Below are 12712 nucleotides of genomic sequence, written 5' to 3' on the forward strand. Positions count from 1 at the left end.
AATTAGGCAACTTGTTCTGTTATATCGACAATTTCAATTAGCTTCTGGTTAAGAATTTTCTTTGTACAATTTGTACACTTACCGCATTGTGTACCAACACCAAGTTCTTTACTCAAATCACGCATACTTGTAGAACCAGACTCAATCGCCTGTTCAATTTTTGAATCAGTCACACCGTGGCAAATACAGATATACATGAAAGTTACTCTTCACTTTAAAAACTAGGTGAATTTTATTCTAAACAAAAACAATTATCAATAACAAACCACGAGTTTAATAAGAATAATTTTTATTGCTGCAACTATCATTAATAAATTTGGTGTATATATAAGCAGTTAATGATGTAGAAGTGTATAAATCTAGCTCTACTTAGATGACTATGCTAAATTTATGACCATAATGTTAACTATTGTTTTCGACAAAATTCATAATTTGAAAATTGTGAATTTTTGCTTGGTAGAGTTTAATGCATTTAAAGCCTTACTTTTTTTTTATCATTTTCTTATTTTTTATAAGCTTTAATACGTTTTCAAATCAGCAAATCTATCGTCTTTCAACAGAAGAAGGCCTCTCTCAAGCTAATGTGAATAACATAGTTCAAGATCCTCTTGGCTATATTTGGATTGCCACAGAGCAAGGTTTAAATCGGTATGATGGTATTGACGTATCTCTGCCGAAACAAATAAAAAACTTCCTTCACGAACAAATCTTTCATATTAATATGGTAGATGATACGTTTTTATTCGTGTCTACCAGCTTTGATGGTAGCTACTTGATTAATGTTCACACATTAGAAAAGAAGAAAATTTATTCCGGTAGATTGTCTGACAGCCAAAGTTTTACTTCTCCAATTAATGCCGTATTAAAGGTTGGCAAACATTTGTACGCTGCTATCAATAATCATGTCTATAAAATTAGCCTGGTAAGCTATGAATCCAAACTCATTGGTTCTGTTGAAACAGGACAATTCATCAGAACTTTCTTATACCATGGTAAACACTTATTTGTAGGCGCTACTGATGGGCTTTATTCACTATCTGCAGATGCTGAAGTTTTAGCTAAGCATGCTTTTTTAAAAGAACAAGAAGCCAATAAGCTTAATCAAAATGTAAAATTGCTAAAGTTAGATCAAGAGCTGGGCTTACTTATTGGTACAGTTGAAGGTTTATATGCCACGCCGATACTTGATGTAGGCTTTGATTACGAACAAACTTCAAACCTTATTGCGTCTTTCAATATATGGGACATTGAATCAACCCCTGCTGGAGATTTTGTCGCCACAGAGTTTGGTCTATATAAATTCAATAGAGAGACTAAAGCACTGACAAAGGCGCTATCCCTCGATAAAACGAAATTTAAACTAAATCAACCTAATATACTTGCGCTTGAGCTTGACGCCAATAATGTACTTTGGATGGCAACTCACAATGGTACATATTATTGGCCTCTATCTTCTTTAATGTTTAATACGGTAAATCAAACGGGCTCTGAATTTATAAGCAATAACGTTTGGTCTATCTATCAACTTTCCGACGGTTCCATTTTATATGGTACCGATAATGGTGTTGTTCATATCTCATCTTTAAATAGTACTTCTAAGCCTGAATTTTACTTTCAATCTCGAAATAAAAAAAATATGTATGGAGAAAATGCTGTATACGAGGTTTTTCAAACTGACACAGATTCTAACCTAGTGTATTTGGATACATTCCAAGGATTAAAGCTATTAGATTTAGAAGCCCGAACAGTAACAAACCCTCCGGTTATGAAAAGCAGCATAGATGCACCGTTTGATGTTTTAAATAGTTCAGCACTACAAATTAATAATAGACAAATCGCTTTTTTAACTGAAAGTGATTATTACATCTACGATACATCTGTTCAGAGTGTAGAAACCATAGAAGGTTTAGCAGAACTTTTGCCAATTTCGTCTGCTTATCGCTTCCTCTCTCCTTTACCCACCAGACCAGATGATATAATTATCAGCACGATAAAAGGCCTATATGCATATTCAGTCGGTTCGAAGGTCCTAACTCCAATTTTCGAATTTGGCAATGCAAACGACAAAGTTTTTCAAGTGATTGATGACTGGGAAATTGTAAACGAAAGTCTTTGGTTAACTTCATCTCACCATGGCTTAATTGAATTAGACTTAGCCACTTTTAAAGTCATTAAATCACTGAACGAAGACTATGGCTTAGATAAACAACCTTTGTATGAAGTAATGTCTGATCCTTATGGCTTTCTTTGGTTTACGGCACAATCAGGATTATTTCGCTACGAGTTAAACACTGGATTTCTCGAAAAATACACGATTAAAAACGGCTTGCCAAATAATGAGTTTAATGCAGGCGCCAGTTTAAAGCTGAATAATCAAACTTTTGTGTTTGGAACTGTTTCAGGTTTAACCTGGTTAAATACTGCAGATTTTATTGATTATGACAGCTTAATCAAAACACCACTGAGTGTAACTGACATTAAACTGAAGTCCTCAACACTTGATTATAGCCCCTCATTTTTATCAAAAAATCGGCTTAAGCTAGCTCATGACGATGCCGGACTCGAAATAAAATTTACGAATTTTGACTTTACTCACCAGCGTATCAGTAAATTTAATGCTCTGATGACAGGTCCTGAAGAGGTGATATTAAATAACTTAGATAGGACTAAGTTATTTTTTCCAAAGTTAGCGCCTGGAAATTACACCTTAACAATAAGCGAAACCAGCTTAGACGGAAACAAGCTTATAGATAGTTTAACTATACCAATAGAAGTCGAGTACTACTTTCTAAATTCTCCAACATCATGGCTTATCTATTTTATTGTCGTGGCCTCACTATTATTGCTTTCATATCGGCAGGGAAAGAATAGGCAAACTACAATTCAAAAAGCTTTATTAGCTGTAACTACCTCAAAGCAACAAACAGAGATGGCGTTAAAATCGACAAAAAGTGGTACCTGGAAGGTCGATCTTACTAAAAAGTTGATTTATCAATACAGAAATAAAACGTCAACTAGAGAGTCTGGGCAGCAAAACGAGTTACAACTTAACCGATTTATCGAACTGGTGCACCCAGAAGATAGACAAAAGGTATCTTCACAGTGGGGTGCTTTATCAGCATCAAAAAACCCAAATATCAATTTAACGTATCGATTACAGAACTTAATCGGAGAATGGTTATGGTTTCAAGATATTGGTCAAGTAACAGAGTGGGATAATGAAGGAAATCCACGCATTGTATCCGGTATTTATTCAAATATTACCGATAGTAAAGCAACTAACTTACAAGCAAGTATATTAGGACAAGCATTTTCACAAATTGATGAATGGCTGCTCATTCTCGACACACGGCTCACCCCTATTTCAGTAAACCACAGTTTTTGTGGTGCATTTAGCTTAAACGAAAAAAATGCGTTAAAAGACTTAACCTTTATGACGTTTGCCAAGATTTTAGGGAAAAAGAAACTTAGGCAGCTTATCAATAAAATTAAGACATTAAATGCGAATCAGAACTTTAAGATGGAATTAACGGTTGAAACGAAAAATCACCTAGTTAAGCCAATCCATGTAAGTGTCAATGCCATTGCGAATGATGCTGGCGTGATTGAGCATTATGTTATTGTCATGTCTGATCTGACAGAGCAAAAGAAAGCTGAAAACGAGCTTCGGTATTTAGCTAATTATGACAGTCTAACTAACCTTCCTAACCGTAATTTAATGTTGCAACACATTGAGTTTGCAATATTTGATGCGCAAAATAACAGTTCTACTTGTGCGTTATTATTCATTGATTTAGATAAATTTAAGCCAATTAATGATGCGTATGGGCATCAAGCTGGCGACAAACTGTTAATTAAAATTTCTGAAAGAATAAATGAATTGTTACCTGAGCATTGTGTTTTGGGTAGGCAAAGCGGTGATGAATTTTTGGTATTAGTCAAAGATGTGACGACCCCAGAAAGCTTAACTGCTTTAACATCAAAGCTTATTTCCGTCTTACCCGAAAAGATTGATTTAGATGGGATATCGGTGAGTGTATCAGCCAGTATCGGGGTTGCTCTTTACCCATTTGATGCCAAATCATCAGAAGAGCTAATACGTCATGCAGATATAGCTATGTTTCAAGCTAAACAGCTTGGTCGTAATGGTTATAAATACTTCACAATATCTATGATCGAACAGTATAACCGCAAGATGGTGCTAGAAACCGCCTTGAAAACAGCTTACAAAGACAGCGCTTTTTATAATCACTATCAACCAATCGTTAATACTTCGAGTGGTAAAATGATAGGTGTTGAATTGCTATTAAGATGGCAATTAGAAGGCGAAAATATTTCGCCTGCAGACTTCATTCCTATTGCCGAAGAAACTGGGTTAATTGAACTAATGACTGAGCAAGCTCTAAAACGAGCGCTTGTTGAGCTTAAGCCTTTGTTTGATAAAAATGACCAGTTTTATCTATCACTAAACTTATCTCCTATTCATATCATTAGAGCTGAAACGGCTGAGAATTTGTGTAATATTTTGACTTCTTATCAGTTACCAACATCAAGATTAAGGCTTGAAATTACAGAAACCTCGTTAATGGAAGATAAAGAAAAAGCGAAAGCTTCGCTTAATAAGTTAAAAGAAGCAGGGTTTAAACTTCTGCTCGATGACTTTGGCACAGGTTATTCTTCGCTTACTTATTTGAACCAATTCCCAATAGATATTATTAAAATAGATCAGTCTTTTGTGAGAAAAATGGATGAACAGCATACAAATAAGTCGATTGTAAAAACCATCCATTCACTGGCTAGTAACTTAAATATGTTTTGTATTGCTGAAGGGGTTGAAACGCAAACTCAATTAAAATTCTTAACTGATTTAGGCTGCCACTATATGCAAGGCTACTTCTTCTCAAGGCCGCTACCCATTAAAGCACTGTTAGAAAAAGATGTGAATACAACAAGTTGGAGATAATTTATCTTTCTCAAGCCGTTAATTGCAAAGCTACCAGCTTTGCAATTAACAGTGAACCAATCTGCTATTGAGACTGAAAACTTTCAGATGACTCTGACTCATAATTTTATTTCTACCCTTCTCAAATAAGTTATCTATTTTCAAGTAACGAAAGCTTGCGATATCACCGAGCACGCGAACTAGCAATGCTAAGGGACCTGAATCAGTTTAGACGATGTTGGTTGTAGTTCCTAAAAATAGCAAAATATTATTGAGAATTGATATTTTAAGTCATTAAATCATGTTCAGGCTTTTGATATATATTTAGAAATGGCTTTGTTTAGTAGTTCGAACTCAATTGGTTTAGCTACAAAATCGTTCATGCCCACTTCTAAACAACGCTTACGATCTTCGTTATAAGCATTTGCAGTAATTGCGATAATATACGGTTCACCATACTTAGAAGTTTGCTCTCTAATCCTAATAGTGCAATCAAAACCATCTAAAACTGGCATTTGGCAGTCCATAAAGATTAAAGAAAACGGTTTGTCGGCTAACCTTTGTAACGCTTCTTCGCCATTAGCAGCAGTAAAAACTTGGCAATTAAACTTTGCTAGCATCTTTGTGGCTACAATCTGATTTACCAAATTGTCTTCAACTAACAACACATCTTGACCATTAAGATCTGTAATATTCGTCGCTTCATCTACATTATTTTCTTGGGCAGATACATTGGCAGGAATACAAACAACAAAAGTACTCCCTACCCCTTCATTACTTTCAAGCTCGATTGTTCCGCCCATACGTTCAGCCAAACGCTTACAAATTGTTAAGCCTAAGCCTGTACCACCATACTTTCTGGTTGTTGACACATCGGCCTGAGTAAATTCACTAAATAGCAACTGCTGCTGTTGATTAGAGATACCGATGCCAGTGTCTTTTACTGAAATGAGTAAATGATTATCTCGATATTCAACTAACAGACTTACTTCACCTTCTTCAGTGAATTTAATTGCGTTACTTAACAAGTTGTTAGTAATCTGCGTCACTCGAAGTGAATCTAACTCTAAAAATTCTGGTAAATCAGATTTCAGCTGATAGCTGAAATTCACCTGCTTTTGAGACACATAAGAGCTGTGTATTGCTGATAGATCATCAAATATTTTTACCGGGCTAATTGCTCGAATATCCAACTTTAAAGCCCCGGCTTCAATCTTTGAGTAATCTAATATGTCATTTAATATTAGAAGCAAGTTTTTAGCTGATGTTTGAATTATTCCTAGCTGCTTTGCATTACCTGAATTTCCTTCACGCTCATTAATTAGTAACTCTGTTAGACCTATAATGCCATTTAACGGCGTTCTTATTTCATGGCTCATATTTGCTAAAAACTGGCTTTTTGCCTTGCTGGCATTTTTAGCATCCGCGACAGCTTCTGTTAGTTTTTTGGTTTTTTCATTAACTTGCTGCTCTAATCTAAGATTAAACTCAGTTAGTCGTTCATTCAATTTTTGGTTTTCTGAATTTGCTTTATCAAGTTTATTAAAGCTGAGTGTTAAATTTTTCGTCAATTGATTGAACTGTTGCTGTAAGGTCAAAATCTCTAAAAAGTCATTGCCTTTGTTATAACCATTTCCACTTTGTTTAGTTGGATCAAATTTATTTATTGCAGTACTCAGAGCTGTTATAGGCGCAACGAGTTGCTTAGTTAATACACCAATTATAAACCGACAAATAATGATAATAATAAGCGTCAAAAATAAAGGAGTAAGTAGAGAATTTATAGTTGTAATATTAACGTGAGCTCTGTCTAAAAAAGTAACAACTGTCCAACCCAACGTATCTGACTCAAATACTTTTTGATAGAAAACGCTCCCCTGCTTATCTGTATAAATATCTTGCTGAGAATTTGCTATTGAAGCGTAAGTTGACGAGTCAAGCACATCTAAAATGCCAAACTCATTTTCCATTGAGCTGTAAACTACTTGATGTTTAGTATCTAATACGACTAATTCCCCGTGATGAGATAACAAAGTCGGAATAAATTGCTCAAATGACTCAAACTTGAGCGATGCCTCGAGCACCCCAACTAAACTATCATATTCATAAACGGGCACCGACAAAGCAACAATTGGTTCATCACCAAAGCCTCGCCCTTTGAACACGCTTGAAATATAACCTTCAGGGTGACTTGGTGCTTCAATAAAATACTCACGGTCTGCTACGCTAGGAAAGTCACCTACAAAGCTATCTCCCAACAATTGAGGATAGTAATTTATCACTTCAGCTTCAGGCGAAATATAAATACTGGTTCTAAACCCCTCATGCATTTCGACTAGCTGCTCAAGTGTTAAGTTGATATCAACACCTTGAGATATGCTATGCCCACTTATGAGTACAGCTCTGAGGTAGCTTTGTAAATAGTCATCGATTTGTTTATTAATATTCTCTGCAGAGTCTAGCAACTTAGACTTCACTTCAGACTCTACTCTGCTGTAGTGGTTATTTGTTAAAACAATCGAAGTCGTTACAATAATAAGGATAACCAGTAAATTAACTGTTCGATTGAGGATCGAGTAAAGTGGCATTTCCTGCCACCTTGCTTTATTTACAAATAGACTGACTAAATCAACGACTGCAAGGCAGACAATCGCATTCACCAAGTATTTAGATAACGCAGTAAAGACCACTAAGTTTGGAAGTTGTAATTGAAAATGGCCAAGAAAATAAAGTAGAGGCAATCCGCATATTAGCCAAAATAATATGCCTCGGAAAAATACCATTTTACCTTTTGATAAAGCAAACTGATTGAGCCAAATGATTTCGAGAAGAAAAACAATTGTTGGCCAAGAGTGACCCCAACGATAGAAAATAAATGATGTAACAATTGTCAGCACCAGTAAGCTATGTTTAAAACCAATCGTTACCAACGCGCCGAGAACAAACGCTTGCCCAAATAGAAACTCAGAGTTATCTAAGAACCATAATGGTAATAGATTGATAGCACCACCCAAAATACCGAGCAAAAATGCAAGTACAATAGGTGAAATAGTTTTATTCAAAGCAAATTTAGACTTGTTTTTTCTATGTATCAATAAAGTAAAATAAAAACCATTCTCTGCCAAGCATTCATTAAGTTAATGTTCAGGGCAATTATGACTTTCGACTTGAAGTACACACTGAGATACGCCAAAAGTATCATTTAATACTTGCTCAACCTGCTCTCGACAGGATTGATCATGCAAGTCAATTGTACAGTGATGCTTCAAAACAATATGTGCACCAACAGCAACCTCATCATCTACTCGCGAAATCGTGACACTATGCACACTTTCAACATGATCTGTCGTTAAGATTTTTTCTTCTATTTGAACAGAAGTGGGAAGATGCATTTCTTTGGTTAAAATTCCTTTTAAGCAAGTTTTCACTACTTTAAAACCCGTAAACATCACAAACAAAGAAATAAGCATGCTAGATATAATATCTATAACCTGAAAACCTGTGAGGTAAATTAAGATGCTTGCAATAAATGTTGATACCGTCGATAACAAATCGAAAAATGAATGAAGAAATACAGCATAGACATTGATGCTTTCTTTTCGGCCTTTATAAAGTACCCAAGCAGACAAACCGTGAAATAAAAACCCTAATGCAGCTATAACAGACATAAGATAAGTATTAACAACTTCACCATTTCCGTCATGATGATGACTTAATCTTTCACTGCCTTCATACAAAATCACAACAGAAATCATCAAATAAAGCATGCCATTAATCAAGCCACCGGTGAATTCAGCTTTTTTATAACCATCACTGTAGTTTTTAGCTAAGTGCACTGCGATAGAGGAAGCGATGAGCGCGATAAAAAGAGAGCTATTATGGACAAACAAATGGCCTGCATCCGCTAATACAGCTAGAGAATTTGAATAATACGCGCCTGCCAATTGGATCAACATGAAAGTACAGGTAATAGACAGAGCGATTAATAGACGTCTTCTGGAAGCCTGGTGAGTAGTGATGTCAGTCATTTAAGAAGCGAGTACCTGAGAAAAGAGGAATGATATACAGTCGCAATTGTATCTTAAAATGCAGTCGTTGTGCACAAAAATATAAATACAAAACTTATATATCTTAACTTTCCCACTCAGAATTTTGAGAAGACTTATCCCCTATTTTGCTCAAAATATCCTTAAAAGGATTACTCGGTTTATATTCACTCAATAAAAGAACAAAATGTGAAATTTGCTCTTTCGTAAACACTTTGTCTTCATAATGCTCAATATTGGCAAGCAACTGACCTGTATGAAATACATTATTTGGCATATTCGTTCTGAAGTCTGCTTCTTGGTCAAACACTATCAAGCCATGAATGTGCTCTTCAATACCAAAGAGTTGTTTTACACCGACAAGCTTCATCGGTAATTGCCTGCTTGGATTTGGAAAATTGTTTCTATCTTTTCCAATTTGCTCTGACCAAACTTCTGATGTCGTATCAGCATAAATTCGGCCTGTTTGTGACTGGCAAATAATCACAAAAATACCATAAGGAGATAAAACTAGCTCATCAATGTCTGCCATACCACTCGGGATTGGTAAACTGATTTTGCTATACAGTGTGTAATCATCAACTGATAAATGTTTCATCAAATACTTATTGACCGCCACATAACTAAAGTGCCTTGTAAATAGTTTCTTCGCGCTCGGAAAAATATATTTAATAGAAAGCAAAAGTAGTAACAATAAGATGATCAAGTACAGGTAATCTTTTGCATAGTAAAAAAGCGTATCTAACCCCGTCGTTGTAGTTTGATAATTTTGCTCTGTGGCTAAGTGAGTAGTTGCAGTAATCTGCTCGCTTTTAGGGTTTGAGTTTTCATTTAATTGATTAGATAGGTTGGCTTTAGTGCTTGTATCATTTTTTTCTGGCGACTTGTTTAGCTCAGACCCTTTTGAGTTTGCATCTTGCCGTTCTAACTCCAAAGCCTCTTTTGGCTCTGTGTCCAATTGAGTAGGACTTATATCTTTGTTTTGTTGCCACTGCTGCTCGAACAACTCCTTAAATCTGCTTAATTCATTATTACAGCGTAGTTTATTGATTGAGCTGAGCGGATTAGACAAACAATAGCTTGGTGCAGTATAAAATGCTTCCCATGCTTGTTGCTTGATGTCATCTGAAAATAGGCGCTGTGTTTGTGACTCACTTTGAACCGAAGAACTGGTTTTGCTTGTTTCAGTGTTTGAAAACTCTGTGTCTTGACAGAATGCTTCTAGCCTCTCTTGCAAACGTCCATAACGATTACCTAGGGATTGAAGAGCAACACCAGTTGCTGAGTCCATCTTTACAGCAATGCTTTGATATTCTTTGTAGAAGCGAGCACATTGCTCATAAGATAAATTTGATTTAAAGGCTATTGAAGTAAACGAAATTACAACAAAAAAAAATAATGCAATTCTATTTAACATGTTTGTCCTTCAACTCGTTTAACTAATTTGCCTTTAATATTTGATGCTACAACTTTATTTTAGAACCAAACTGCTCATTTTAGTAGTTTAATTATTTCTTTCTTAGACTCCATTTTTGGTAAACGCCCTCACTAGTTATAGTAACAGCCTTCTTACCCAACACTTTAATGTCTAAATTTGTACTCCCTAAAGACAAAGTTTCACTATGCCATGTAAATATCTCTTTCCCAGAAGACAAATTCCACAAAGAGATGTCCGTTTTTGGGGTAGTAGTTATTAATAATCGACCACCATCATAAAATTGGCCACTTCTAAACCATCTAAATCTAGCTGTATAACTTAACTTAGATAACAATTCTCCATTATCTAGCTTGTGAATTTGTTGATTGTCTAAGACATCCGAAACAAATAACCTATTACTTTGTTCATCAATAACCAGTGAACTTATTCTTGTATTCAATTGCTTTGAGTAGCGTTTTTCTAGGTTATTCACTGATGACCTAACGACCTTACCATCGGTGCCAGTCGTCACAACATATCTATCAGTGCTATTGAAGTAAATATGGTTAACCGTTCCATCATGCACTTTTTTCTTTGTTGATGAATTACTCACCCTATTAAAGAGAAAAACTGTCCCATCGGTCATGCCAACTGCTACAAGTCCACCATAATTGGATAAATTTATTGATGAGATCTTTGCTAGAGGCTCATCGCTTTGTACCTTTAAAGTGCCGATATGAACACTGTGTTTTAAATCCCAAAAATCTACATGATTTTCGCCACTAAGAAGTAATAGGTTTTCAGATTTTTTGAAAAAAGTAGCCCTTAAGTCTTCAGGTGTATTTGCAGGAAGCAAAGTAAATATCTTTTGCCTGCTATTAACTTGCCATAAATGTATTTGCCTCTTTTCATCGATCACCAATAATTGTTCTAAGTCATCAGAAAACTGCGCTTTATAAACAAGATTTTGACTAAAACGATGAATATCTAACTGCTCTATCTCATACTGGCTAGGCTCTTCACATCCAACTAAAAATAACATCAATATTGCGATTACAACCCTAATAAATTTTATCATGTAACATCCCATTACAGCTTATTCAACTGAGTTAGATCCCACTTTTCAACTATTGCATCAGAGTTAACTGTCAACAATACCCCTCTGTCGTTGCTGTGCATTGCCAAAATTGTTGCTGAAGGTGTTTGTACTTCACTAGTCCAAGTCCCTAACTCTTCCCCCGTTACTGTATCCCAAAATGTTAAATGGTTTTTAGATGATGAGGTAGCTAGTATGTTGGCATAATTAATAAAGTAAGCATGTCTAAAGACCATAAAACGCGCCATATATTTAAGCTGTACATGCGCATTTTGGTCTTTCTTAGATTTAATTAACTGTGTTTTTAATGCATCAGAAACAAACAAGCGCTCTTTTTGTTCGTCCAAAGCAAGTGTTGTGATCCTATGGGAGAATTCCTGTTCGGTTAATGGTTCGGGCGAAGCAAAAACACGATGGGCCAATAAACCATCTTGTGATGCTGACCAATAATGATCATTATCTGTGAACACTATATGGCTGACAGGTCTGGTATGAGGTTTAAAGCGGTTATTTAATCTTGTTGAAATAGTCGCCATATTAATGGCGCCATCAGACATACCTACAATTAATTTGTCGTTGTCATTCGAAATTGCAATAGACGATATAGTGGCAAGAGTTTGCAGGCCAGCGAAACTTGTTTTTCCAATTAACACTTTTCCAACAACCGACCATATTGCAACTTCATTATCATTTGCAACAATCAGTCTAGTTCCATCTGAGGAAAGTCTCGCAAGTTTGGTGTTCTCTAACTGCTCTTTTTTAGCGATCTGAAACTCTAGTGAAAAATCATTAGCATTTAAAACAAGCACTTGCCCTTCTAAATCTAATGTCATTAACAACTTACCTTGATTCGCAAATTGAGCTTTGAGTAACTGACGCTCATTGAGATCTGATACAACACCTTGATTCAAGACAACCTCTTTATCACAACCAGATAAAGTAATGATTATAAAAATGAAGAAAATATTGAAATAATGCAAAACGAACCCCAAGACACTGCTGCTAAACAGAAACAGATATGCAATTTTAGTGCTGAAAATAAAATCAACTTTTAAAGATTTGATTGTATGTTTTATGAAATGATAAAAATAGCTAGAATTTAAAGATTTAGTAAATTAAACGAAGAAAGCCAATCTATCAGACTGGCAATGATTAATGACTTTAGCAGTGGTAAAGTTAGCATCATTTATTGTTACGGTTATGTGCCTAAC

7 protein-coding genes are annotated in these 12712 nt (G+C 35.4%); 1 reads left to right on the plus strand and 6 read right to left on the minus strand.

Annotated elements, in window-relative coordinates; translation table 11 throughout:
• Positions 1–2: 2 nt before the first annotated feature.
• A complete protein-coding gene (locus ACGHEH_RS08165; protein WP_349286917.1) occupies positions 3–197 on the minus strand; it encodes a bacterioferritin-associated ferredoxin in 195 nt (64 codons plus the stop codon).
• A gap of 269 nt (positions 198–466) precedes the next feature.
• Between ACGHEH_RS08165 and ACGHEH_RS08170 the strand changes: the two genes are divergently transcribed.
• Positions 467–4963: an EAL domain-containing protein gene (locus ACGHEH_RS08170; protein WP_390443815.1), complete on the plus strand. Its 4497-nt coding sequence runs from the start codon at positions 467–469 to the stop codon at positions 4961–4963.
• A gap of 284 nt (positions 4964–5247) precedes the next feature.
• Here ACGHEH_RS08170 and ACGHEH_RS08175 read toward each other — a convergent pair whose 3' ends face one another.
• The 5 genes from ACGHEH_RS08175 to ACGHEH_RS08195 all read right to left on the minus strand — a co-directional run bounded on the left by ACGHEH_RS08175 (position 5248) and on the right by ACGHEH_RS08195 (position 12412).
• The gene (locus ACGHEH_RS08175) at positions 5248–8004 is read right to left on the minus strand and encodes an ATP-binding protein (protein ID WP_390443818.1); all 2757 of its coding nucleotides are present in this window, start codon (positions 8002–8004) and stop codon (positions 5248–5250) included.
• A 75-nt stretch (positions 8005–8079) separates the two neighbouring features.
• Positions 8080–8970 carry a cation diffusion facilitator family transporter gene (locus tag ACGHEH_RS08180; protein ID WP_390443821.1) on the minus strand — a complete coding sequence of 297 codons (891 nt, stop codon included), beginning with the start codon at positions 8968–8970 and terminating at the stop codon, positions 8080–8082.
• A gap of 103 nt (positions 8971–9073) precedes the next feature.
• A complete protein-coding gene (locus ACGHEH_RS08185; RefSeq protein ID WP_390443824.1) occupies positions 9074–10405 on the minus strand; it encodes a nuclease-related domain-containing protein in 1332 nt (443 codons plus the stop codon).
• Positions 10406–10496: 91 nt separating this feature from the next.
• Positions 10497–11483 carry a WD40 repeat domain-containing protein gene (locus tag ACGHEH_RS08190; protein ID WP_390443827.1) on the minus strand — a complete coding sequence of 329 codons (987 nt, stop codon included), beginning with the start codon at positions 11481–11483 and terminating at the stop codon, positions 10497–10499.
• 11 nt (positions 11484–11494) lie between these two features.
• Positions 11495–12412: a WD40 repeat domain-containing protein gene (locus ACGHEH_RS08195; RefSeq protein ID WP_390443830.1), complete on the minus strand. Its 918-nt coding sequence runs from the start codon at positions 12410–12412 to the stop codon at positions 11495–11497.
• Positions 12413–12712 lie beyond the last annotated feature (300 nt).

The sequence above is a fragment of the Pseudoalteromonas sp. MTN2-4 genome (assembly GCF_042848605.1).
In the GTDB taxonomy this organism is placed as follows: Bacteria; Pseudomonadota; Gammaproteobacteria; order Enterobacterales; family Alteromonadaceae; genus Pseudoalteromonas.

Coding starts and splice junctions, on each gene's coding strand:
- ACGHEH_RS08165 (WP_349286917.1), bottom strand. CDS start 197: ATGTATATCTGTATTTGCCACGGTGTGACTGATTCAAAAATTGAACAG.
- ACGHEH_RS08170 (WP_390443815.1), top strand. CDS start 467: ATGCATTTAAAGCCTTACTTTTTTTTTATCATTTTCTTATTTTTTATA.
- ACGHEH_RS08180 (WP_390443821.1), bottom strand. CDS start 8,970: ATGACTGACATCACTACTCACCAGGCTTCCAGAAGACGTCTATTAATC.
- ACGHEH_RS08185 (WP_390443824.1), bottom strand. CDS start 10,405: ATGTTAAATAGAATTGCATTATTTTTTTTTGTTGTAATTTCGTTTACT.
- ACGHEH_RS08190 (WP_390443827.1), bottom strand. CDS start 11,483: ATGATAAAATTTATTAGGGTTGTAATCGCAATATTGATGTTATTTTTA.